Origin of the sequence: Pseudolabrys sp. Root1462, assembly GCF_001426945.1 — a bacterium.
Classification (GTDB): Bacteria; Pseudomonadota; Alphaproteobacteria; order Rhizobiales; family Xanthobacteraceae; genus Pseudolabrys.
This window is the reverse complement of record NZ_LMFS01000001.1, coordinates 1,129,213-1,149,291: the sequence shown is the minus strand read 5'-3', so window position 1 is coordinate 1,149,291 and position 20,079 is coordinate 1,129,213. Positions and strand designations below refer to the sequence as shown.

Here is a 20,079-nt window from a genome sequence, read left to right as displayed (position 1 = left end):
AGCACTTAGCGGCACCGCCTTGCTTGTCTAATGCAGCACGAACTCGCCGTTGATCGCCTTCATCTCGGCCGGCTTGATCAGTTTGCAGTGCGCGACCTGGACGGAATGCAGCGGCCCTTCGAGCCGCTCCTGCCAGAAATCGAGAAACCTCTGCAACTCGGGGAATTTCGGAAACAGATCGTAGGCCTGCCAGACATAGCTTTGCAGCAGCCAGCGATGGTCCGGCCGACGATACAGAATATGCGCCGTGGTCAGTCCGTAGCCCTGAACCTGCTTCTCGAAGTCCTTCGAAACCGTCGAACCCATTCCGTCCTCCGTTGATGAAGCGGACGATAAGTTTCCAGTCCCGGCATCGTTCATTGCAAGCTGAATCGGTGAACAAATTGTTTATAATCAATGCGTTAGCAGCAGACAGCCGAAGCGGCTAACAGTAGGCTCCGTTGCCGTCATTCTCAAAGCCGGGCGAGCGCTCCCGCCAGCCTGTCTATTAAACATTTAAATTCAGAGGCTTAGCGATTTTGTTGGCACTCGCCAAAGATGAGTGCTAAAAATCTTGCAGACGCCCCTTGCGGGTCGAAAACTCCTCGCCCATCTGGCCTCCAAGGTGGCCGGGAGAGGAGTTTCACCGGTCACCGGAAACGTCAGATAACTCAACTCTTTAGGAGGACTGCCATGAAGTTCCGCCCGCTTCACGACCGTGTCGTCGTCAAGCGCATCGATGCCGAGCAGAAGACCGCCGGCGGCATCATCATTCCCGATAGCGCGCAGGAAAAGCCGAGCCAGGGCGAGATCATCGCCGTCGGTCCAGGCGGCCGCGACGAAAGCGGCAAGCTCACCCCGATCGACGTCAAGGTTGGCGATGTCGTGCTGTTCGGCAAGTGGTCGGGCACCGAGGTCAAGATCGACGGTCAGGATCTCCTGATCATGAAGGAAAGCGACATCATGGGCGTCATCGAAGGCGCCGCGACTTCGAAGAAGAAGGCCGCGTAAGAAGCCCTCGTCCTGAGGCCTGCCGCAGGCAGGCGTCTCGAAGGACGAGAGCAGCGAATCATCGGCCTCATCCTTCGAGTTGCGTCGTTCTGGCGCTCCTCAGGATGAGGATCAAAACCTGAAGGAAACGAAACAATGGCTGCTAAAGACGTCAAATTCTCCGTCGACGCGCGCGACCGCATGCTGCGCGGTGTCGACATCCTCGCCAACGCCGTGAAGGTCACGCTCGGTCCGAAGGGCCGTAACGTCGTGCTCGACAAGTCGTTCGGCGCCCCGCGCATCACCAAGGACGGCGTCACCGTCGCCAAGGAGATCGAGCTCGAGGACAAGTTCGAAAATATGGGCGCGCAGATGGTGCGTGAAGTCGCTTCGAAGTCGGCCGACTTCGCCGGTGACGGCACCACGACGGCGACCGTGCTGGCCCAGGCCATCGTCAAGGAAGGTTCGAAGGCGGTTGCCGCCGGCATGAACCCGATGGATCTCAAGCGCGGCGTCGATCTCGCCGTCGATGCGATCGTCGAGCACCTCAAGGCCAACTCCAAGAAGGTGACCTCGAACGAGGAAATCGCCCAGGTCGGCACCATCTCGGCCAACGGCGACGTGGAAATCGGCAAGTTCCTCGCCGAAGCCATGAAGAAGGTCGGCAACGAGGGTGTCATCACCGTCGAGGAAGCCAAGTCGCTCGACACCGAACTCGACGTCGTCGAGGGCATGCAGTTCGACCGCGGCTACATCTCGCCCTACTTCGTCACCAACGCCGACAAGATGCGCGTTGAGATGGAAGATCCCTACATCCTGATCTACGAAAAGAAGCTGTCGGGTCTCCAGGAACTGCTGCCGCTGCTCGAAGCGGTCGTGCAGACCGGCAAGCCGCTGCTGATCGTCGCCGAGGACATCGAAGGCGAAGCGCTCGCCACCCTCGTCGTCAACAAGCTGCGCGGCGGCCTCAAGGTCGCGGCCGTCAAGGCGCCGGGCTTCGGCGATCGCCGCAAGGCCATGCTGCAGGACATCGCGATCCTGACCGGCGGCCAGGCGATCTCGGAAGATCTTGGCATCAAGCTCGAGAACGTGACGATCAACATGCTCGGCCGCGCCAAGAAGGTGTCGATCGACAAGGAAAACACCACGATCGTCAACGGTTCGGGCAAGAAGGCCGACATCGAGGCGCGCGTGCAGCAGATCAAGGCGCAGATCGAGGAAACCACCTCGGACTACGACCGCGAGAAGCTGCAGGAGCGTCTGGCCAAGCTGGCCGGCGGCGTCGCGGTGATCCGCGTCGGCGGCGCCACCGAGGTCGAGGTGAAGGAGCGCAAGGATCGCGTCGATGACGCGATGCACGCGACCCGCGCCGCGGTCGAGGAAGGCATCCTGCCGGGCGGCGGCATCGCCCTGCTCCGCGCCACCGAGGCGCTGAAGAAGGTGAAGACGCAGAACGACGACCAGAAGGTCGGCGTCGAGATCGTCCGCAAGGCGATCCAGGCTCCGGCCCGTCAGATCGCGCTCAACGCGGGTGAAGACGGTTCGGTCATCGTCGGCAAGGTCCTCGAGAAGGACCAGTACGCCTACGGCTTCGACGCGCAGAACGGCGAATACGGGAACATGATGACCAAGGGCATCATCGACCCGACGAAGGTCGTGCGTGCGGCGATCCAGAACGCGGCTTCGGTCGCGGGCCTCCTGATCACCACCGAAGCGATGGTCGCCGAACTGCCGCCGAAGAAGGGCGCCGGTGGCGGCGCTCCGGGCGGTATGCCGGGCGGCATGGGAGGAATGGACTTCTAAAAGTCCTCGCCAACCTCGAAACGAATGCGAAGGCCCGGGAGCAATCCCGGGCCTTTCTCTATTGCGGCGCCAGTGCGCGGTTGGCAGACTTGAGGCGGACTCGCTTACGCCGGAACTCCCGCCTCATGCATTTTCCCACCTCGTTCAGCGATATCAGTTTCGTCATGGTCGTTTCGGCTGCGGCCGTCATCCTCAACATCATCGGCTACCTGATGAAGACGATGATCCCGCTGCGCATCGTGGCGATGACGACCAACTGCCTGTTCATCCTCTGGTCGTCGATGGCGTCGGTCTATCCGACGCTCATTCTCAATTGCATTCTGCTGCCCATCAATTCGCTGCGTCTGTTCCAGATGAAGAAGCTGATCCGGCAGGTCAACGAGGCGGCCGCCGGCGACCTCAACATGGATTGGCTCAAGCCGTTCACCACCAGCCGCCGTTTCGAGACGGGGGCGGTGCTGTTTCGCAAAGGTGAGGCGGCAACCGAACTGCATTTCATCATGTCCGGCCGCTTCCGCGTGGTCGAGCGCAATGTCGAGATCGGCGCCGGCGGTATCCTCGGAGAACTCGGTCTGCTCGAGCCGGGCAAGTCCCGCACCGCGACCGTCGAATGCCTTGAGAGCGGCGAGACGCTGGCGATCGCTTACGACCACGTCATGCAGCTCTATTTTCAGAATCCGACTTTCGGATTCTATTTCCTGCAACTGTCCACGGCGCGACTGTTTCACACCATCAAGGGATTGGAAGACGAGAACGCCGCCTTGCGCGCCGACAATGCGCGCCTGATCGCCGCGGCGCCGGCGCAATGAATACGGATGAAGAAACCGGGTGGAAGGGCGACGGCCTGCGGGCTAGGCTGCACCAAATGAGAACGACCACGGACAAGATAGAACGCGGTTACATCCGCCGTCGTCTATCCCATCGTGGCCGTCGGGCGGGGATCATACGAAACGCAATCCAGCCGCCGCTTGGAAACCTGTATAGTCCGGCATTGTGAAAATAACGTGACGAAAACCTTAATGAAAAACTACCCCTCGCGCATCTATGTCGGTGTCGGCGGCTGGACTTACGAGCCCTGGCGCGGCGTGTTTTACCCCAAAGGCCTGCCGCAATCGCGTGAACTGGAATACGCCGGGCAGCATCTGACCTCGATCGAGGTCAATGGAGCGTTTTATTCGACGATGAAGCCGGCAAGCTTCCGCAAATGGGCGTCGGAAGTTCCGGACGGCTTCGTGTTTTCGCTGAAGGGGCCGCGGTATGCGGTCAATCGTCGCGTTCTGGCTGAAGCCGGGCCATCCATCACCCGCTTTCTGGAATCCGGCGTCACCGAACTCGGCCCCAAACTCGGGCCTCTGCTCTGGCAATTTGCGCCGCATAAGAAATTCGATGCCGCCGACTTCGGCGCCTTCCTCGATCTCCTGCCGGCGACGTTCGACGGCAAGGCGCTGCGCCACGTCGTCGAAGTGCGCAACGACACCTTCAAGACGCCGGAATTCATCGCACTCGCCCGCAGGGCCAATGTGGCTATCTGCTACGCCGAACACGAGAGCTATACCGAGATCGCCGACGTGACCTCCGACTTCGTCTACGCGCGCCTGCAGAAGGGCGACGAGACGCTGAAGGCAGGCTATCCGCCGAAGGCGCTCGATCAATGGGCGGCGCGCGCCAACACCTGGCTCAAGGGCGGCGCGCCGGCCGATCTGCCGCGCATCGACAAGAAGGCCGCCGAGAAGAAGCCCCGCGATGTATTCATCTATTTCATCCACGAAGCCAAAGTGAAGATGCCGGCGGCGGCGATGGCCCTGATCGAACGGCTTTAACGGAGCGCGCAGATGGCGGCCATTTCAGACTTGAATGCCGCCGAACTGCTTCGACTTTATCGCCGTCGCGACCTTTCACCGCTCGAGGTGACGCGCGACGCGCTCGAGCGGATCGAACGCTTCGAGCCCGCTATCAACGCCTTCGTGGGGATCGATGCCGAAGGCGCGCTCGCCGCGGCGCAAGCTTCCGAAGCCCGCTGGACGAAGGGCGAGCCGATCGGCCTTGCCGACGGCCTGCCGGCAACCATCAAGGACATCATCGACGTCAAAGGATGGCCGACGCGCAAGGGCTCGCTCACCACGCCCGACGCACCGGCGCCGCACGATGCGCCGGCGGTGGCGCGACTGAAGGAGCAAGGCGCCGTCATCCTCGGCAAGACGACGACGCCGGAGTTCGGCTGGATCGGCGCCTGTCATTCGCCGCTCACCGGCATCACGCGCAATCCGTGGAATTTGAACCGCACCACCGGCGGCTCGTCCGGCGGCGCCGTGGCGGCGGCGCTGCTCAATCTCGGTGTGCTTCATCTCGGCACCGATGGCGCCGGATCGATCCGCATTCCCGCTGCCTTCTGCGGCACCTTCGGTATCAAGCCGAGCTACGGCCGCGTGCCGGCCTATCCGGCGTCGGCCTTCACCGTGCTCGCACATCAAGGCCCGCTGACGCGCACAGTCATGGACGCGGCGCTGATGCTCAGCATCATCGGCCAGCCCGACATGCGCGATAGCACCGCCTGGAACACACCTGCTCCCGATTATCGCATCGGACTTGGTGACGGCGTGCGCGGACTGCGCATCGCCTTCTCACCGCGGCTCGGCTACGTCACACAGCTCGATGCGGAAATCGAAACGTCGACGCGACAGGCGGCACAGATGTTCGCGGACCTGGGCGCTCATGTCGAGGAGGTCGATCCCGGTTTTGCCGAACCGATCGAGATGGAGAAGAACATCTGGTACGCGGTCGCCGCGACCATCGTCGACGCGGTGCCGGTGGCCGAGCGGCACAAGATGGATGAAGGCCTGCGCAACATGGCCGATATCGGCCGGCGCATTTCACTCGCGGATTATCTGGCCGCGCACACGCAGCGCAACGAACTGACGCAGCACATGCTGCGGTTCCACGAGCGCTACGATCTCCTGCTGACGCCGCAGATGCCGACGACCGCGATCGAGGCCGGCCGCGTCACGCCGACTGGCGGCCGCTTCGGCGACGAATGGATCAACTGGTCGCCCTATACCTATCCGTTCAACCTGACGCAGCAGCCAGCCGCCTCCGTACCTTGCGGTTTTGCTGCAGACGGCTTGCCGATGGCGCTGCAGATCGTCGGCCCGCCCCGCAACGATGCACTGGTGCTGCGCGCCGCGCGCGCCTTCGAAAGCGCCTGCCCGTTCCCGATCCTGGCCGCGCCCCGCGGCTCTTGATGCCGCAGCGGTCGCTTGCGGCGGCGGTGTCAGGAGGCTTCCGACGGATAAAGCTGCCAGTGCCGCGGCAGGATATGCAGCCGCTCGCTCAAAGCTTGCGCCCCGTCGATCGGCAGTTCGACCTCGACGCGATGCCGGCCGGCGCCAATCAGCAGTTCGACACGCCGCCAGCCGCCGCTGCGGCGCACGGCAACGACGTCACCGGCGATCGTGCCGGGACGCTCGTCTACGACATCGATGCCGTTCGGCCGCATCAGCAGCCGCGCCGGGCCGTCGGCTGCGCCGGCGGCGCCGAGATCGATGGCTTGGCCGTCGATACTGACGCGGCCGTTCGCCACGGTGACCGGCAATTCGCTGGCCTCACCGATGAAAGAGAACACGAACGGCGAATTCGGCCGGTCGTAGATCTCGTCCGGCGTGCCGACCTGCTCGATGCGGCCCTGGCTCATGACCACGACGCGATCGGCCAGTTCGAGCGCCTCTTCTTGATCGTGCGTCACGAACACCGTGGTGTGTCCGGTCTTGTCGTGCAGTTCACGCAACCATTGTCGCAGTTCGCGGCGTACCTTGGCGTCGAGCGCGCCAAACGGTTCGTCGAGCAGCAAGACGCGCGGCTCGATTGCCAGCGCCCGGGCCAACGCCACACGCTGCCGTTGGCCGCCGGACAATTGCGCCGGGAAGCGGTTCTCAAGGCCCGATAGCTGCACCAGATCGAGCAATGCGCTGGCGCGGCGGCGGATTTCCGCGGTCGGCGGCCGGCTTGACCGCGGCCGCACGCGCAGGCCGAAGCCGATATTGTCCGCGACCGTCATGTGCTTGAACAGCGCGTAACTCTGAAACACGAAGCCGACGTTGCGCTCCTGCACATCCATGCCCGACGCATCGTCGCCGCCGAAGAAGATCGAGCCCGTGGTCGGCCATTCCAGTCCGGCGATCAGGCGCAGCAACGTTGTCTTGCCCGAGCCGGAGGGCCCGAGCAGCGCGATCAGTTCGCCGGAGCGGATATCGAGCGACACGCCGTGCAGCGCCGGGTAGCGGTCGAACTGCTTGCGCACATGTCGATGCGGATTTCCATGAGCCGTCCTTAATGGCGTCCGCTGCCGGCAGCGCTCTGGTCGCCGTAGCGCCATTCGAGCAGCGCCTTCACCGCCAGCGTCAGAAGCGCCAGCATGGCGAGCAGGGACGCGACTGCGAAGGCCGCCGTAAACGCGTATTCGTTGTAGAGAATTTCGACATGCAGCGGCATGGTGTTGGTAAAGCCGCGGATCTTGCCGGACACCACGGCAACGGCGCCGAACTCACCCATGGCCCGCGCATTGCACAACAGTACGCCATAGAGAAGCGCCCATTTGACGTTAGGCAGCGTGACATAGAGAAAAGTCTTGAAGCCGCTGGCGCCGAGCGACAGTGCCGCTTCCTCGTCGCCGGTGCCCTGCTCCTGCATCAATGGGATCAGTTCGCGGGCGACGAAGGGAAAGGTGACGAACATGGTGGCCAGCACGATGCCCGGCAGCGCGAAGATGATCTCGATATTATGGTTGCTCAGCCAGCCGCCGAAATAGCCTTGCGCGCCGAACAGAAGTACATAAACGAGACCCGCGATCACCGGTGACACCGAGAACGGCAGGTCGATCAGCGTGATGACGAAGCTCTTGCCTTTGAATTCGTATTTGGCGATCGCCCAGGCGGCGGCGATGCCGAACACCATGTTGGCCGGCACTGAAATGGCGGCGACCAGCAAGGTCAGGCGGATCGCCGCCAGCGCATCGGGCTCGTTGATCGCCTTGATGAAACCGGGCAACCCGGCGCGCAGCGCCTCGGTGAACACCAGCACCAGCGGCAGCAGCAGGAACAGCGCGAAGAATATGAGCGCAATTGCGATCAGCGTGCCGCGCATCGGGGTCGATTCGCTGGTGGCCGGCGCGACGGTGTGATGCCGCCCTTCAGACTGCATGACCGAACCTCCGGCGGCTCCAGGCCTGGATGAGGTTAATGGTCAGCAGCATGGCGAAGGAAATCATCAGCATCAACGCCGCCACGGCCGTCGCCGCACCGTAGTTAAACTCCTCGAGCCGGATGACGATGAGCAGCGGCGCGATTTCCGACACGAACGGAATATTGCCGGCAATGAAGACGACCGAACCGTATTCGCCGATGCCGCGCGCGAGCGCCAGCGCAAAGCCGGTGAGGATCGCCGGCACCAGTTGCGGCAGCACCACGCGCAACACGGTCTGCAGCCGCCGCGCACCCAAAGTCGCCGCCGCCTCCTCCAACTCCTTGTCGAGGTCGGCCAGCACCGGTTCGACGGTGCGCACCGCGAACGGCAGCCCGATGAAGATCAGCGCCACGACGATGCCGACGGGCGTATAGGCAATCTTGATGTCATAGGGCGCCAGTAGACCGCCGACCCAGGCGTTCGGCGCATAGAGCGTGCTCAGCGCGATGCCCGCCACTGCTGTCGGCAGAGCGAATGGCAGGTCGATCATCGAGTCGATCAGACGCTTGCCTGGAAACCGGTAGCGCACCAGCACCCAGGCCAGCACCAGGCCGAACACGCTGTTGATAACCGCCGCGATCAGCGCGGTAACGAAGCTGACACGCAGCGCCGCCAGCGTGCGCGGATCGAAAGCCAGATGCCAGAACTCGGCCCAGCCAAGCGAGGTGCTGCGCACGATCAGCGCGGCAAGCGGGATAAGAACGATCAGGCTCAGATAGGTCAGCGCAAAGCCGAACGTCACCCCGAAGCCCGGGATGACGCTGGGTCGCTTCCAGGTCCATGAATAGGCCGTTGACATTCTGCAATACTACTTCGGCTGGTAGATTTGATCGAATATTCCGCCGTCGCCGAAATACTTGGGCTGGGCTTCCTTCCAGCCGCCGAAATCCGCAATGGTCGCCAGCTTCAGCTTGGGAAATCGTTTCAGGTCTTCGGCCTCGGCCATTTCCGGCTTCGCCGGGCGGTAATAATTCTTGGCGGCGATCTTCTGGCCCTCGGCGCTGTAGAGGTATTCCAGATAGGCCTGCGCCACCTCGGTGGTCTTGTGCTTCTTGGCATTCTCGTCGACCAGCGCCACCGGCGGCTCGGCGACAATCGAGATCGATGGCACGACGATCTCGAACTTGTCGGGGCCAAGCTCGGTGAGCGCGAGAAAGGCCTCGTTCTCCCAGGCCAGCAAAACGTCGCCGATCTGGCGTTGCACGAAGGTGGTGGTGGCGCCGCGCGCGCCGGTGTCGAGCACCGGCACGTGGCCGAACAGATCCTTGACGTAGCCTTGCGCCTTGGCCTCGTCGCCGCCGAATTTGTCGCGCGCCCACGCCCAGGCCGCGAGCACATTCCAACGGGCACCACCGGAAGTTTTCGGATTCGGCGTGACCACCGCGACGCCGGGCTTGATGAGATCGTCCCAGTCCTTGATCGCCTTCGGGTTGCCCTTACGCACCAGGAAGACGATGGTCGACGTGTAAGGCGCGCTGTTGTTCGGCAGGCGGCTGCGCCAGTTGGCCGCGATCTTTCCGGACTTGGCGACGATGGCGTCGATATCAGCTTCGAGCGCCAACGTCACGACATCGGCCTCGAGGCCGTCAATGACGGCGCGCGCCTGCGCGCCGGAGCCGCCATGCGATTGCTGTACCGCCACGGTCTGTCCAGTCTTCTCTTTCCAGTGCTTGGTGAAGGCCGCGTCATAGGCACGATAGAGTTCGCGCGTCGGATCGTAGGAGACGTTGAGGATGCGGCTCTGCGCCGCGGCCGGACCCGCGGCACTGATTACGATGGCGCAAGCAGCCACGATGGCGGCGATGGTGCGGCGAACAGAACTTTGACTCACAAAGCGCATGATGGCGGCTCCTGCGGTTATCGATTGGTGCAACCTTTGCCGTCCCATCACCGCTGGGCAAGGCCGCGATCGAAGAAAAAATAAAAACCGCTGAAGGTTCAACTCGGCGGACAATGATTTACTCGCGTGAGCGGCGCGCGCGCACGGAAATTCTCCGCCCAATTAGCGGACAACGGCCGATCAAGGCCCTTCTCAGCAAAGATGGCGCGCCAATTTGCCGCGCGGCTATTCGCGTTGCGGCCCTCAAATGCAATGTGCGGATACCGGCCCGCAGGCGCGATATCCGCACATTGAAACAACACGCCGATGAAGGCCGCCGGTCTTATTCCGCGGGCTGCATCTCGACCTGCCGGCCTTCGATGTTCACGATCATTACCACCAGCGCGACCGTCGACAGGAACATCAGGAAAGCCACCGCGGCGTTGGCGCCGAGCACCAGGCCGAAGCCGCCGGTCTTGTGCAGGAACGCGATCATGCCGATCGCGATGGCGGACGAAATGAACAGCGTAAAATAGCGGACGGCATAGACGCGCCCGCGCCAGGCGTCCGCCGTATAGCGCGCCAGGATCATGTCGTTCACCGTCACCTGCGCATAGATCGCGGCGATGGCGATAGCGAGCGCAATCATCAGCGGAATGCCGTCGGCGTAGGACGCCCACAGATTGCCGAGGAAGCCCAGCGCGGTGACGACCGCGAACAGGTAATGCGGCGCAAACCACTCGACCAGCCGGCCGATTGCGAGTTGCGCCAGCGCGCCGCACAGCAGCACCGCGGTGGCGACGCTGCCGACCAGCACCAGCGGCACATCCTTGACCATGCCCTCGTCCACGATCTTCGGCAGCGCGATGGTTAGCACGTTGAAGACCAGGCCGGCGCTCAGCGCAATGATCAGGAACAGGCCGAACAGCATGGCCATCAGCTTCGGCGTCAGCGCGATCGCCGGCTTCGACTGGCGCTTGCTGGCGTGGTGACGATCGTCCGGCGTCATGCGCAGATAGACGACGCCGGTCACCAGCAGCAGGACGGCCGGCACGTAGAATGCCGAGCGCCAGCTGATCCAGTAGGCCAGCGCGCCGGACACGCCGGCGGCGAGCGACACGCCGAGATTGCCGCACACGCCGTTGAAGGCGAGCGTGCGCCCCTTCGCCCCTGAAGCCTCGATCAGCATCGCCATGCCGACAGGGTGATAGATCGCGGCGAAGATGCCGAGCGCGAACATCGCCACCGACAGCACGATCAGGTTCGGCGCCAGCGCCACCGCGATCAGCGATACGCCGCAGCCGAGATAGAAGGCGCCCATCATGTTACGGCGGCTCCAGCGGTCGGCGAGCCAGCCCGCGGGCAGCGAGAAGATGCCGAAGGCAAGGAAAGCCGCGCTCGAGAGCACGATCAGTTCGCTATAGGGCCGGCTATAGACCGCCTCGAGGCCGATCACCACCGTCGGGTAGATCAGCAGCACGAAGTGGTCGAAACCGTGCGCAATGTTGAGGAAAGAAATGGAGCGCAGGCGGGCGGCGTCATCGGTCATGGCGGCGGCGGGGGTCATTGGCATCACTTTCCGGCGGAATCGCCTCGATTACCCCGCTACTATAGCGCTTGCCTTTTGGCGATGTTCGGTCGATTTTCGTCGCGAACGTGCCAAGGTGACACTCATGAGCCTTCAGCCGGAATATCGTCCGAATATGGACAACGCGCCGCGCCCGGTCGCGGTGATGGCCAAGACCTGCGGCGCCACCGAGCATATTCCCCTGCACATTCATCGCCGCGGCCAGCTCCTGCACGCCACCAGCGGCGTCATGCGGGTGGAAACCGCCGAGGCAGCCTGGATCCTGCCGCCGGCGCGGGCGGTCTGGCTGCCGCCGCAATTGCCGCACAGCGTCCGGATGCGCAGCAAGGTCGAGATGCGCACGGTCTATATCGACCCCGAGCTGTGCCGAACCTTGCCGCCGGCGCCAGTGCTGGCGGAGATTTCCGGCTTGCTGCGCGAGCTCATCCTGGCTCTGCTCGAGGAGCCGGTGGACTACGGCGAGACCGATCGTGGCGGCGCCATTGCCCGGCTCATCCTCACCGAACTCGGCCGCCTCGACGCGCGGCGGTTTGAGGTGCCGATGCCGCAGGACGAACGGGCACTACGTGTTGCTCACGCCCTGCTCGACGACCCGGCGATCGACCACGATCTCGACCGCTGGGCCGAAAAAGCCGGCGCCAGCCGCCGCACTCTGGCGCGGCTGTTCCGGCACGAAACTGGCCTTAGCTTCGCGGAATGGCGCGCCCGCCTCCGCGCCATCGACGGCCTGGCCCGGCTGTCCGACGGCGCCTCGGTCGCCGAGACCGCGAGTGCAGTCGGCTATGCCAGCGCCTCCGCCTTCTCGGCGATGATCCACCGCACCCTGGGCGGCCCGCCGCGCCGGCTGGTCCGCGGCCCGGCAGCGGCCTAGCGCGGCGCCCACAACCATAACGCGAACAGCGCGCGTTGTGGACATCCGCCGACAGCACGCTGTAGTTGTGGTCGAGTTGTGTCAGCGGTCTGGGGGCCGCCATGCGTTCCCGAAGGCGCGTTCGCGCGGCGATGCCCATCGCCGCGGCCTTCCTGATGTGCATTCTGTGGCCGGCGGGGCGTCTGTCGGCCCAGGAAGAATATTCGCAAGTCATGGAGTTCTCGGGTCGCGACCTGTGGCGCAACGGCGTCTTCGCCTACTCCGGTTTCCTGTTCGCCCCTGCCGGCTTCGACCGCGACGGTCTGATGCTCAAGCTTGTCATGAATGCCGGCGTCTATCGCTACTGGCCCGGCAACATGCCCGGCCAGGAGGTTCGTGGCGCCGCGTGGCAAACCCAGGCGATGCCCGGATTCCGCATCAAGCGTGGCGACGCCGAGATGAAATTCTTCTTCGGCCCCGAATGGCAGACGCATTGGCTGTGGCCGGACGATATCGACAATCGTCTGCGCGGGCGCAATTTCGGTCTGCGCTTTGCCGCCGAACTGTGGTGGGAAGCAACGCCCCGCACCTTGATCACTGGCGACGCTTCGCTGTCGACGCTGGCCACCAGCCATTCCGCGCGGATCGCTTATGGCTGGCGGGTGACCGGCGAACTGCTCAATGATGAAAATTTCTATGTCGGGCCCGAGTTGCAATATCTCGGCGCCGACGGCTATGGCCAAACTCGCATTGGCCTCCACGTTACCAGCATGAGAACCGAAGAAATCGAATGGTCGCTCGCGATAGGCTATGGGCGCGACACCGACGGCTATTCGAGTCCCTATGTTCGCCTCGGCCTCGCGCAGCGGCTCTGATGCCGCTATGATTCGGCCTGGGTTATCGGATGCTGGAGACCGGGACGATGGATCAGGCGATCAATCTCAGTAAGAAACTTGCCACGTTCGATCAGCATTGGTCGCCGCGAACCGTAACCACCTTCAACGGCCACGATGTCATGGTCGTGAAGGTTCTCGGCGAGTTCAAATGGCATTCACATCCCGATACCGACGACTTCTTTCTGGTACTCAAGGGCCGCGTCGACATCGAGCTCCGCGACCGCACGGTCACGCTCGGCCCCGGTGAGATGTTTATCGTTCCCAAGGGTGTCGAACACCGGCCGGTCGCCCGTGAAGAAGCTCACCTGTTGCTCATCGAACCGACCGGCACGCCGAATACGGGCGATGCCGCCACGGCCGCCAAGCGACAATTGATCTAGAACCGATCAGTCCAGCGTCCGCCGGAAGCGTGTCACGGCGATCGTCATGGCGACCAGCATCAGAACGGCGAGCGCCGCGGCATCATAGTGCAGATCGGTCACCGTCGCGCCTTTGAGCATGATCGAACGCACGATGCGCAGATAATGGGTCAATGGCAGCGCTTCGCCGACCCAGCGCGCCCATGTCGGCATGCCGGCAAAGGGAAACATGAACCCCGACAGCAGAATGTTTGGCAGGAAGAACATGATCGACATCTGCATCGCCTGCAACTGATTCTGCGCCACGGTCGAAAACGTGTACCCGATCGACAGATTGGTGGCGATGAACAAGGTGCTGAGCGCAGCGAGCACGCCAAGATTGCCGAGCATCGGGACGCCGAACAGGAATACGCCGATGGCGATGATCATGGCGGCCTGCACGAAGCCGACAAGCACATAAGGAATGATCTTGCCGAGCATGATCTCGATCGGCGTGATCGGCATGGCCAACAGGTTTTCCATCGTGCCACGCTCGATCTCTCGCGTCACCGACAGCGCCGTATAGATGAGCATGGTCATGGTGAGAATGGTGCCCACGAGACCCGGCACGATATTGAGTTCGGTCTTGGCTGCAGGGTTGTAACGCGCATGCGTTCTGATCTCGAACGGCGCGGAAGCGGCCTGCGGAATCGCGTAATCATGCGCCAGCGCCGTCTGCACCAGACGCCCGAGTGCGCTCAACGCGGAACTGGCGGCCACCGGATCGGTCGCGTCGGCCGCCACCAGCATCGCCGGCATATCGCCGCGGCGCAGGTCGCGCTCGAAATTCGCGGGGATCTCGACGCCGAATAGGACCTTGCCGGAGGCGAGCAAGCGATCGAGCTCCGCTTCGCTGCGCGGCAGTTCTGTGACCTTGAAGTAACGTGTGTTCTTGAGCGCCGCGAGGATGGAACGGCCGACATCGCTCGATTCCTGCAGCAGCACCGCGGTGGGCAAGTCGCGCGGCGTTGTGTTGATGGCGTAGCCAAACAGCAGAAGCTGCACGAGCGGAATCGTCACGATCATGATGAAGGAGACTCGGTCGCGCTTGAGCTGGATAAACTCCTTGACCAGCATGGCCCAGGTTTTGCGCCAGAAGCCGTCGCCGCGCATCCGCCGGGGCTCTTCGGTGGGAATGAGCCCGTTCATTGGAAATTGTCTTTCGCCCGGCTCATCAGATCGATGAAGACGTCTTCAAGCGATGCTTCCGAACGCTGCCACTCGAGATCGCCGCGCGTCTTGTAGGAGCTTATGGCCGCCTCCAACGCCGCCGCATCTCGCCCCGAAACGTGCAGGCTGGTGCCGAACGGCGCCACCATGTCGATGCCGGGCTTGTGCTCGAGCTCGTGGCCGAGAGCGCTGAGGCCGCCCGCGTTGCGCGACGAGACGACATAGGTCGTCAGATGCGACGCCGCGATGACTTCGGCAACCGTGCCACGAACGAGGAGTTCGCCATAAGCGATATAGGCGATCTCGTGACAGCGCTCGGCTTCGTCCATGTAGTGGGTCGAGACCAGCACGGTGAGACCATCGGCGGCCAAGGCGTGAATCTCGTTCCAGAACTCGCGCCGCGCCTTCGGGTCGACGCCTGCGGTGGGCTCATCGAGCAGGAGAAGCTGCGGGCTCGGCATGGTGCAGGCCCCTAGCGCGAGGCGCTGTTTCCAGCCTCCCGAGAGTTCGCCGGCCAATTGTTCTTCACGGCCCGACAGGTCGAGGCGCTTGATCGCGGCCCGCGCCGCGGCGCGCGGCTTCGCCAGGCCGTAGATGCGGCCAATGAATTCGAGATTTTCACGCACCGAGAGGTCCTGATAGAGGCTGAAACGCTGGGTCATGTAACCAACCTTGCGCTTGATCCGGTCCGTCTCGGTGCGAATGTCGTAGCCGAGGCAGGTGCCGGTGCCTTCATCCGGCGTCAGCAGTCCGCACAACATGCGGATGGTGGTCGTCTTGCCCGAGCCGTTCGGCCCGAGAAAGCCGTAGATGGTGCCGCGCTTGACCTGCATGGAGACGTCGCGCACCACGGCACGGCCGCCGAAGCGCTTGGTCAGATGCTGCACGTCGATGACGACGTCGCGGCCGTCATCGGCCTTGGCAAGGCCGGCATTCATGGCGCGACCCCACGTGTGACGGTGACTGGCTGACCGACGCGAAACTTGGACGGATCATCCGGCCGGGCCTCGATCAGATAGACGAGCTTGGCACGCTCCTCGAGGCTGTAGATCACCGGCGGGGTGTACTCGGCGCTGCGGGCAATGAAGGTCACCTTGGCCGTGAGACCGGTCGCGCAGCTGTCGCAGGTGACGCCCACGCTCTCGCCGATCTGGATGGCGGCGAGCTCCCGCTCCGGCGCGAAGAAGCGGATCTTGAGATTGGCGGGAGGCAGCAGCGCGACCACCGGCTTGCCGGGCTGCACGGTTTCACCCGGCCGGTAATAGACCTCTTCGACCGAGCCGGTAACCGGGCTCAGTTGCCGCCGCCGCGTCAGGCGGGTCTGCGCCGCATCGAGGTTGGCCTGCGCCTGCTGCAACGCCGCCTTGGCGTCATCCATGGTCTTCTGCGTGCCGGCCGCTGTCCTCAGAAGCTCCTGGGCGCGAGCAAATCCCTGCTGGGCCGACGCCAGTGCCGCCTCACGCACCTGCACATCGGCCTTTTGCATGTCGTCATCGAGCGTGAACAGGAGGTCGCCCTTTGTGACCTTGTCACCCTGGCGAACCTTCAGTTCTTCGACCCGCCCCTGCTCGTCCGGCGACACAAAGATGGTTTCGGCCTCGACCCAGCCTTGCAATTGGCGGTCGTCGCTCTTGGCGCAGCCCGCAAGCGCGAGCGCCGCCATCATGAGGGCGGCATAACGGAATGTCATGACAGACTCCTCGGAGCAAATAGAATGTCGATATGGGCCTGCATCATCCTGCGCACATCGAGCGGCGCGAGATCTGCAAACAGGCCGGTCCACACGATGGCGACAAGGCCGGGGGCGGCCATGAGTTGCGGGAATTCAACGAGCTGCTCCGGCACTTCGCCACGTTCTGCGCCGCGCTTCAGAATGGCGCGCAGCGCCTCGAATATGCGCGACAGCACCTCGCGATAATAGAACTCGGCGAGCTTGGGAAAGCGCCGGCCTTCCGAGATCATCAACCGGATGACGTCCTTGCGTCGCGTCTCGAAAACTTCTTTGACGAAGACGTCGCGCATGTGCTCGGCCAGTTGCTTGGCCGGGACGTCGGCCTGGCCGAGCGCCTCGAAGCCGCCGATGATCGGCGTGAGCATCGTCCGCAGCAATTCCTGAAACAGCGTCTCCTTGTCTCGGAAATAGAGATAGATCGTGCCCTTGGCGATGCTCGCGCGCCTGGCGACGTCATCCAGCCGCGCCGCCTCGAACCCTCGCTCCGAAAATTCATCAAGCGCTGCGGCGAGGATGGCCTCGCGGCGATCTGCACTGCGCGCAGCCCGGCCCGCTGGCGGAATTTCGATTTTACGCTCGCGACCCGCCGCCGCCGCGGCGCCGCCCTTCTTCGTCGGCGGGCCGCTCGTTCCGGCGCCTTTTGCTGCTTTTTTGCGCTTGGCCATGCCGCGACCGCCGCCCTTCGTGACATTAAAATATGACTGACTAGTCAGTCATATTTACGACAAGTCGCGGCGAGGCGCAAGGCTGCGGACATGAGCCGCAGCACCCCGTAACAGTCGTTCAAGATCAAAAGCTTGGCGCAGCCGGGCGGCCGTCTTCAGCCCCTGGCGTCGCAGAAAAACGTGCGGATCACGCATTCCTTGCCGCCTTCGCGGTAGCAAGCCTGCAGCGCAGCGTTCTGAGTGGCTCCGAGCTTGGCACCCCGGCCCCAGCCGAAGGCGCCGCACGGATTGGCGTAGTCGACGGCGAAGGCGGCACAATTCCGCTTTGACGTTGTCGCCACCACACGACAGGCTTCGCCCTGGCACTTGGCCATTGCGCTCTCGCGCGCCGCATTCACCGATTCAAAGTCGTATGCTTCGCCGAACGCGCCGCACGAGCCGACCGCCAGCGCGCCCGCGGCGCGCGCGACAGTGACCGTGACGAACGTCATCGTCGCGATGGCGAACAACAGGCTCGCGATCACGACCATGCGCATGGCAGGCGTGTAGGTGTCCGACATCGGTCGCCCGAGGTCTCCGCTCAAAGTCCTGAGCGGATCAATCGCGAGTCGCGTGTTCCGATCAATGATTCGAATCTCAAGCGCGTTCGATTTCGGCCTTGACCGCGTCGAGCGACTCGGGGGTATCGACGTCGGTCAGCGCCGCCTCGCCTTTCAGCGGCACTTCGACCACCGCCTCGGCATATTGACCGATCAGGTGGCGGGCGCCGACATCGCCGGTGATCGACATCAATTCATTAAAGAATCGCCGCGACCACACCACCGGATTGCCGCGCTTGCCGTCGATTGACGGCACCACGACCAGGGCGCCCCTCTCCGGATCGAAAGCCGCCAGCAGCTTGTTTATAAGCCCGCTGTCGACCTGCGGCATATCGCCGAGACAAATGATGGCGCCATCGGCCTGCGGCGGAACGGCAGCGATGCCGGTGCGCAGCGAGGTGCCGAGCCCCTCGGCATAGTCGCGATTGTGCACGAAACGCACCGGCAGATCGCCGAGCGCCTTCTCAACCTTCTCATGCTCATGACCGGTGACGACGATGACCGGCTTGGCGCGCGAGGCCAGCGCCTGTTCGGCGGCGATGCGCACCAGCGGCTTGCCGCCGATCTCGGCCAGCATCTTGTTGACGGCGCCCATGCGGGTTGAACGGCCTGCCGCGAGCACGAGGGCCGCGACGTTGCGCCCCTCCTGAACCGCTGGTTCGGCGCGCGGCTGCGGCCGCGTCACGATTTCCATCAGCAGGCCGCCGACACCCATGCCGGTGATGTCGTCGCGCGACACTTCGAGCCCGGCGAGCAGCCGCATCAGCACCCAGTCGAAACCGTTTTCCTTCGGTGAACGCGCGCAGCCCGGCGCGCCGATTACCGAGAGACCTTCGATGCGGCCGATCAGCATCAGGTTGCCGGGATCGACCGGCATGCCGAAATGCTCGACGGCACCGCCCGCGCTTTCGATCGCCATCGGAATGACGTCGCGGCGATCGGCAATGGCCGAGGCGCCGAACACGATGACCATTTCGGCACCGGCCTTGCGCACCTCGTCGATGGCGCGCGTCAGCGCGGCGTGTTCGTGCGGCACGCGGCGTTCGGCGACGATGGTCGCACCCGCCGGCACCAGCCGCGCCTCGGTAATCCTCAGCGTCTTGTCGATGACCTTGGGCGACAGCCCTGGCAGCTCGGTCGATACCACGCCGACTTTGCGCACGACGTAGGGTGCAATGCGGATCACCGGCCTGGCCTTGGCCGCTTCCGCCACCGCTCGATCGCGCGCGTTTTCTGCGACAGCGAAGGGAATTATCTTCACCGTGGCGATCATTTCGCCTTCGACCACGGGTTTATAGGCAGAGAGCGTCGCCAGCGTTACCGCTTCGTCGACGCGGTTGAGGCGATTAACGGCATCGATGTCGATCACAAGCACGCCGGCCTTTTCGGCGAACAGATTGCAGCGTCCGGTGAAGGCGCGATCGGTACGGGCGCCGTCGCCCGCCACGGCTGCGGCAATGTCGGCCGCGGCCTGGTCCTCGGACACGTCGCCCGCTTCGACGCGCGCGACCACGATGTCCTTGATGCCGGCTGCCTCGAGAGCGGCGATCTCGGCGTCGCCGATCACGGTGCCCTTCTTGAGTACGAGATCGCCCTGACGGATCGAATGCACCGCCGTAGCGCCGCGCGCCTCCCTGGGGGCGACCGGACCGAATTTCATGCCGCTTCCGCCTTGTCCTGCTTCACGCGCAGCCGCATCGTGATCTCGGCCATGATCGCCACCGCGATCTCGGCCGGCGACACCGCGCCGATGGCGAGCCCGATCGGCGCGTGGATGCGCGCCAGCGCCGCATCCGACACGCCTTGCGCCTTCAGACGCTCGAGCCTTCGGCCATGCGTCTTCCGCGAGCCGAGCGCGCCGATATAGAAGCAGTCGCGCGACAATGCATACAGAAGCGCCGGATCGTCGATCTTCGGATCATGCGTCAGCGCGACGAAGGCGGTGTAATGATCGACGTTAAGCGGCGGCAGCGCCGCATCCGGCCATTCCGCCAGCACCTTGACGCCAGGGAAACGCTCCGGCGTGGCGAAGGCGGTGCGCGGATCGACGATGGTGACGTCGTAATCGAGCATCTGCCCGAGCGGCGCCAAGGTCTGCGAGATATGCACCGCGCCGGTGATGACGAGCTGCGGCGACGGCACATGCACGGTGAGGAAGACACGGCCTTGCGCGGTCTCCTCCATGCCGCTCTTGGCCATGCGCAGGCGCTTGTCCAGCACATCGGCGAGCGGATCCTTCGCGACGTCAGCGGCCTTCACCAGGCGCTGCGTGCCGCTCTCGGTATCGGTAACGACCACCACGGCGCGCCGCGCGGCGCGTTCGGCATTGAGCGTGTGCAGCAGATCGAGTTTCAC

21 protein-coding genes are annotated in these 20,079 nt (G+C 63.8%); 8 read left to right on the top strand and 13 right to left on the bottom strand.

Features of this window, described 5'->3' with window-relative positions; all coding sequences use genetic code 11:
• Window positions 1–27: 27 nt before the first annotated feature.
• Window positions 28–306, bottom strand: a complete 279-nt coding sequence (locus ASD45_RS05495) for an usg protein (protein ID WP_056910569.1) — start codon at window positions 304–306, stop codon at window positions 28–30.
• Between the two features lie 366 nt (window positions 307–672).
• On the opposite strand from ASD45_RS05495, the gene ASD45_RS05490 reads away from it, so the two are divergent.
• The 5 genes from ASD45_RS05490 (at window position 673) to ASD45_RS05470 (ending at window position 6,011) form a co-directional block, all read left to right on the top strand.
• On the top strand, window positions 673–990 hold the full coding sequence (locus ASD45_RS05490) for a co-chaperone GroES (RefSeq protein ID WP_056910568.1): 318 nt from the start codon (window positions 673–675) through the stop codon (window positions 988–990).
• Between the two features lie 135 nt (window positions 991–1,125).
• Window positions 1,126–2,772, top strand: coding sequence for a chaperonin GroEL (gene groL, locus ASD45_RS05485; RefSeq protein ID WP_056910567.1), 1,647 nt, complete (start codon window positions 1,126–1,128; stop codon window positions 2,770–2,772).
• 125 nt (window positions 2,773–2,897) lie between these two features.
• Complete coding sequence (locus ASD45_RS05480; protein ID WP_244485210.1) at window positions 2,898–3,581, top strand: cyclic nucleotide-binding domain-containing protein; 684 nt, start codon at window positions 2,898–2,900, stop codon at window positions 3,579–3,581.
• Window positions 3,582–3,791: 210 nt separating this feature from the next.
• The gene (locus tag ASD45_RS05475) at window positions 3,792–4,592 is read left to right on the top strand and encodes a DUF72 domain-containing protein (RefSeq protein ID WP_056910566.1); all 801 of its coding nucleotides are present in this window, start codon (window positions 3,792–3,794) and stop codon (window positions 4,590–4,592) included.
• A 12-nt stretch (window positions 4,593–4,604) separates the two neighbouring features.
• Window positions 4,605–6,011 carry an amidase gene (locus ASD45_RS05470; RefSeq protein ID WP_056910565.1) on the top strand — a complete coding sequence of 469 codons (1,407 nt, stop codon included), beginning with the start codon at window positions 4,605–4,607 and terminating at the stop codon, window positions 6,009–6,011.
• A gap of 29 nt (window positions 6,012–6,040) precedes the next feature.
• Here ASD45_RS05470 and ASD45_RS05465 read toward each other — a convergent pair whose 3' ends face one another.
• The 5 genes from ASD45_RS05465 to ASD45_RS05445 all read right to left on the bottom strand — a co-directional run bounded on the left by ASD45_RS05465 (window position 6,041) and on the right by ASD45_RS05445 (window position 11,393).
• The gene (locus ASD45_RS05465) at window positions 6,041–7,066 is read right to left on the bottom strand and encodes a sulfate ABC transporter ATP-binding protein (RefSeq protein WP_056910564.1); all 1,026 of its coding nucleotides are present in this window, start codon (window positions 7,064–7,066) and stop codon (window positions 6,041–6,043) included.
• Between the two features lie 29 nt (window positions 7,067–7,095).
• Window positions 7,096–7,965 (bottom strand): sulfate ABC transporter permease subunit CysW, encoded by an 870-nt coding sequence (gene cysW, locus ASD45_RS05460; RefSeq protein WP_056910563.1) that lies wholly within the window; start codon window positions 7,963–7,965, stop codon window positions 7,096–7,098.
• A complete protein-coding gene (cysT, locus tag ASD45_RS05455) occupies window positions 7,955–8,806 on the bottom strand; it encodes a sulfate ABC transporter permease subunit CysT (protein WP_056910562.1) in 852 nt (283 codons plus the stop codon). Before cysT ends, cysW begins: the two co-directional genes overlap by 11 nt.
• Window positions 8,807–8,815: 9 nt before the next feature.
• Window positions 8,816–9,847, bottom strand: coding sequence for a sulfate ABC transporter substrate-binding protein (locus ASD45_RS05450; RefSeq protein WP_056910561.1), 1,032 nt, complete (start codon window positions 9,845–9,847; stop codon window positions 8,816–8,818).
• A gap of 322 nt (window positions 9,848–10,169) precedes the next feature.
• Window positions 10,170–11,393, bottom strand: a complete 1,224-nt coding sequence (locus ASD45_RS05445) for an MFS transporter (protein ID WP_056910560.1) — start codon at window positions 11,391–11,393, stop codon at window positions 10,170–10,172.
• A 106-nt stretch (window positions 11,394–11,499) separates the two neighbouring features.
• On the opposite strand from ASD45_RS05445, the gene ASD45_RS05440 reads away from it, so the two are divergent.
• From ASD45_RS05440 to ASD45_RS05430, 3 genes are all read left to right on the top strand, one after another.
• The gene (locus ASD45_RS05440; RefSeq protein ID WP_082540667.1) at window positions 11,500–12,285 is read left to right on the top strand and encodes a helix-turn-helix transcriptional regulator; all 786 of its coding nucleotides are present in this window, start codon (window positions 11,500–11,502) and stop codon (window positions 12,283–12,285) included.
• 101 nt (window positions 12,286–12,386) lie between these two features.
• Window positions 12,387–13,139: a cellulose biosynthesis protein BcsS gene (gene bcsS, locus ASD45_RS05435; protein ID WP_082540666.1), complete on the top strand. Its 753-nt coding sequence runs from the start codon at window positions 12,387–12,389 to the stop codon at window positions 13,137–13,139.
• Window positions 13,140–13,186: 47 nt separating this feature from the next.
• Window positions 13,187–13,540 (top strand): cupin domain-containing protein, encoded by a 354-nt coding sequence (locus tag ASD45_RS05430; RefSeq protein ID WP_056912603.1) that lies wholly within the window; start codon window positions 13,187–13,189, stop codon window positions 13,538–13,540.
• Window positions 13,541–13,546: 6 nt separating this feature from the next.
• Here ASD45_RS05430 and ASD45_RS05425 read toward each other — a convergent pair whose 3' ends face one another.
• From ASD45_RS05425 to ASD45_RS05395, 7 genes are all read right to left on the bottom strand, one after another.
• Window positions 13,547–14,707, bottom strand: a complete 1,161-nt coding sequence (locus tag ASD45_RS05425) for an ABC transporter permease (RefSeq protein ID WP_082540665.1) — start codon at window positions 14,705–14,707, stop codon at window positions 13,547–13,549.
• Complete coding sequence (locus ASD45_RS05420) at window positions 14,704–15,666, bottom strand: ABC transporter ATP-binding protein (protein WP_056910558.1); 963 nt, start codon at window positions 15,664–15,666, stop codon at window positions 14,704–14,706. Before ASD45_RS05420 ends, ASD45_RS05425 begins: the two co-directional genes overlap by 4 nt.
• Entirely contained in the window at window positions 15,663–16,418 is a 756-nt protein-coding gene (locus tag ASD45_RS05415; RefSeq protein WP_056910557.1) for an efflux RND transporter periplasmic adaptor subunit, read from the bottom strand. The genes ASD45_RS05420 and ASD45_RS05415 overlap by 4 nt, the downstream gene beginning before the upstream one ends.
• Window positions 16,415–17,125, bottom strand: coding sequence for a TetR/AcrR family transcriptional regulator (locus ASD45_RS05410; RefSeq protein ID WP_082540664.1), 711 nt, complete (start codon window positions 17,123–17,125; stop codon window positions 16,415–16,417). Before ASD45_RS05410 ends, ASD45_RS05415 begins: the two co-directional genes overlap by 4 nt.
• Window positions 17,126–17,280: 155 nt before the next feature.
• Window positions 17,281–17,685, bottom strand: coding sequence for a DUF4189 domain-containing protein (locus tag ASD45_RS05405; RefSeq protein WP_082540663.1), 405 nt, complete (start codon window positions 17,683–17,685; stop codon window positions 17,281–17,283).
• 76 nt (window positions 17,686–17,761) lie between these two features.
• A complete protein-coding gene (locus tag ASD45_RS05400; protein ID WP_056910556.1) occupies window positions 17,762–19,384 on the bottom strand; it encodes a molybdopterin-binding/glycosyltransferase family 2 protein in 1,623 nt (540 codons plus the stop codon).
• Window positions 19,381–20,079, bottom strand: a complete 699-nt coding sequence (locus ASD45_RS05395) for an XdhC family protein (protein ID WP_056910555.1) — start codon at window positions 20,077–20,079, stop codon at window positions 19,381–19,383. Before ASD45_RS05395 ends, ASD45_RS05400 begins: the two co-directional genes overlap by 4 nt.

Excerpts from the sequence above, each read along its gene's own strand:
- ASD45_RS05495 (WP_056910569.1), bottom strand. The coding sequence starts at position 306 with ATGGGTTCGACGGTTTCGAAGGACTTCGAGAAGCAGGTTCAGGGCTAC.
- ASD45_RS05490 (WP_056910568.1), top strand. The coding sequence starts at position 673 with ATGAAGTTCCGCCCGCTTCACGACCGTGTCGTCGTCAAGCGCATCGAT.
- groL (WP_056910567.1), top strand. The coding sequence starts at position 1,126 with ATGGCTGCTAAAGACGTCAAATTCTCCGTCGACGCGCGCGACCGCATG.
- ASD45_RS05480 (WP_244485210.1), top strand. The coding sequence starts at position 2,898 with ATGCATTTTCCCACCTCGTTCAGCGATATCAGTTTCGTCATGGTCGTT.
- ASD45_RS05475 (WP_056910566.1), top strand. The coding sequence starts at position 3,792 with ATGAAAAACTACCCCTCGCGCATCTATGTCGGTGTCGGCGGCTGGACT.
- ASD45_RS05470 (WP_056910565.1), top strand. The coding sequence starts at position 4,605 with ATGGCGGCCATTTCAGACTTGAATGCCGCCGAACTGCTTCGACTTTAT.
- cysW (WP_056910563.1), bottom strand. The coding sequence starts at position 7,965 with ATGCAGTCTGAAGGGCGGCATCACACCGTCGCGCCGGCCACCAGCGAA.
- cysT (WP_056910562.1), bottom strand. The coding sequence starts at position 8,806 with ATGTCAACGGCCTATTCATGGACCTGGAAGCGACCCAGCGTCATCCCG.
- ASD45_RS05450 (WP_056910561.1), bottom strand. The coding sequence starts at position 9,847 with ATGCGCTTTGTGAGTCAAAGTTCTGTTCGCCGCACCATCGCCGCCATC.
- ASD45_RS05445 (WP_056910560.1), bottom strand. The coding sequence starts at position 11,393 with ATGACCCCCGCCGCCGCCATGACCGATGACGCCGCCCGCCTGCGCTCC.
- ASD45_RS05440 (WP_082540667.1), top strand. The coding sequence starts at position 11,500 with ATGAGCCTTCAGCCGGAATATCGTCCGAATATGGACAACGCGCCGCGC.
- bcsS (WP_082540666.1), top strand. The coding sequence starts at position 12,387 with ATGCGTTCCCGAAGGCGCGTTCGCGCGGCGATGCCCATCGCCGCGGCC.
- ASD45_RS05430 (WP_056912603.1), top strand. The coding sequence starts at position 13,187 with ATGGATCAGGCGATCAATCTCAGTAAGAAACTTGCCACGTTCGATCAG.
- ASD45_RS05425 (WP_082540665.1), bottom strand. The coding sequence starts at position 14,707 with ATGAACGGGCTCATTCCCACCGAAGAGCCCCGGCGGATGCGCGGCGAC.
- ASD45_RS05420 (WP_056910558.1), bottom strand. The coding sequence starts at position 15,666 with ATGAATGCCGGCCTTGCCAAGGCCGATGACGGCCGCGACGTCGTCATC.
- ASD45_RS05415 (WP_056910557.1), bottom strand. The coding sequence starts at position 16,418 with ATGACATTCCGTTATGCCGCCCTCATGATGGCGGCGCTCGCGCTTGCG.
- ASD45_RS05410 (WP_082540664.1), bottom strand. The coding sequence starts at position 17,125 with ATGGCCAAGCGCAAAAAAGCAGCAAAAGGCGCCGGAACGAGCGGCCCG.
- ASD45_RS05405 (WP_082540663.1), bottom strand. The coding sequence starts at position 17,685 with ATGTCGGACACCTACACGCCTGCCATGCGCATGGTCGTGATCGCGAGC.
- ASD45_RS05400 (WP_056910556.1), bottom strand. The coding sequence starts at position 19,384 with ATGAAATTCGGTCCGGTCGCCCCCAGGGAGGCGCGCGGCGCTACGGCG.